The organism is Frankia sp. AiPs1, assembly GCF_023716945.1.
Taxonomy (GTDB): Bacteria; Actinomycetota; Actinomycetes; order Frankiales; family Frankiaceae; genus Frankia.
Map to the genome: position 1 here is coordinate 1 of NZ_JAMQQF010001059.1, position 939 is coordinate 939.

Sequence of the window (939 nt, forward strand, 5' to 3'; positions counted from 1 at the left end):
GCCCCCGCCCCCACGGCGTGCAGCCGGTCCGCGCGCCGACCCGGGGGGCGGCGCCGCGGTGGCGCGCTCGTGCCATGCGTCATACGCGGCTCTACTCCTCGTTCCGGTCCCGGTGGCCGGACCTGGCGGCCCGGCGCTGCTCGCGCAGCCGGCGTAGCCGCCGGACGAGCATCGGATCGGTGATCAGCGCCGCGTCCGAGTCGATCAGTCGATTGAGGATCTGGTAGTAGCGCGTCGAGGACAGGCCGAACTCGGCCCGGATCGCCTCCTCCTTCGCCCCCGGATGACGCCACCAGCCCTGCTCGAAGCGAAGGATGCGCCGGTCGCGGTCGGACAGCTCCGCAGCCGGTGTGCTCGCCCGCCCAGGTTCCTCGGGCGGCAGGGGTTGAGCTGCCTGCACAGCGGGACCTCCTCGGGACGCAGCCGGGACGACGATCGCGGTCGGACGCGGTCACGCCACGCCCGGTATGGTTCGCCGCCCACTATTTCACCCTGTGGGTCCGACATCCCCGGTCGTCTCCGGCAACACACGTTCCGGCCGGTGACCGACACTCGAGTTCGTCGCGCACCGGGCCGAGCCGATTGCGGTGCGTTCCGCGCGGTCTGAGCCGGCGACCGTGCGCGCCGTGCCGCAAGGCGGCCGATGGCTACGCTGGACCGGTGAGCCGGCGATTCACCCGCACCACGGAGGACTTCGACTGCCTCGTCTGTGGGACCGCCGTGCGCGGCGACGGGTACACCAACCACTGCCCGGCCTGCCTGTGCTCGCGCCACGTCGACGTGCATCCCGGCGACCGCGCGGCCGCCTGCGGTGGGGTGATGCGCCCGGTGGCCGTCGAGGCCCGGGCGCACGACGTGATCCTCACCCACGCCTGCGAGCGCTGCGATCACCGGCGCCGCAACCGCACCGCGCCGGCTGACGACCGCGACGCCCTGCTC

Annotated in this window: 2 protein-coding genes; one reads left to right on the forward strand and one right to left on the reverse strand. The window is 73.7% G+C overall.

The window, feature by feature from the left end; genetic code table 11:
• Positions 1-91 precede the first annotated feature (91 nt).
• Entirely contained in the window at positions 92-400 is a 309-nt protein-coding gene (locus ND748_RS32835) for a DUF3263 domain-containing protein (RefSeq protein ID WP_251750138.1), read from the reverse strand.
• A gap of 260 nt (positions 401-660) precedes the next feature.
• On the opposite strand from ND748_RS32835, the gene ND748_RS32840 reads away from it, so the two are divergent.
• Positions 661-939 (forward strand): RNHCP domain-containing protein (locus ND748_RS32840; RefSeq protein ID WP_251750139.1); only part of this gene is annotated, 279 nt, incomplete at its 3' end.